This window comes from Pseudoxanthomonas kalamensis DSM 18571, from assembly GCF_010211745.1.
Classification (GTDB): Bacteria; Pseudomonadota; Gammaproteobacteria; order Xanthomonadales; family Xanthomonadaceae; genus Pseudoxanthomonas_A; species Pseudoxanthomonas_A kalamensis.
Map to the genome: position 1 here is coordinate 1 of NZ_PDWQ01000117.1, position 549 is coordinate 549.

Below are 549 nucleotides of genomic sequence, written 5' to 3' on the forward strand. Positions count from 1 at the left end.
CGCCGGAATGGTGCAGAAATGTCGATATCCCGTATCTGCTGGGATACTGGCGGGATTGACCCGACCATTGTGTATGAACGCTCGAAAAAACATGGGCTGTTCCGGGTGATCCCCATTAAAGGGGCATCCGTCTACGGAAAGCCGGTGGCCAGCATGCCACGTAAGCGAAACAAAAACGGGGTTTACCTTACCGAAATCGGTACGGATACCGCGAAAGAGCAGATTTATAACCGCTTCACACTGACGCCGGAAGGGGATGAACCGCTTCCCGGTGCCGTTCACTTCCCGAATAACCCGGATATTTTTGATCTGACCGAAGCGCAGCAGCTGACTGCTGAAGAGCAGGTCGAAAAATGGGTGGATGGCAGGAAAAAAATACTGTGGGACAGCAAAAAGCGACGCAATGAGGCACTCGACTGCTTCGTTTATGCGCTGGCGGCGCTGCGCATCAGTATTTCCCGCTGGCAGCTGGATCTCAGTGCGCTGCTGGCGAGCCTGCAGGAAGAGGATGGTGCAGCAACCAACAAGAAAACACTGGCAGATTACGCC

General features: G+C 54.1%; 1 protein-coding gene. It reads left to right on the forward strand.

Going from position 1 to position 549, the window contains the following annotated elements:
* Positions 1 to 18 precede the first annotated feature (18 nt).
* Positions 19 to 549 (forward strand): terminase gpA endonuclease subunit (locus CSC70_RS14295; RefSeq protein WP_425501605.1); only part of this gene is annotated, 531 nt, incomplete at its 3' end.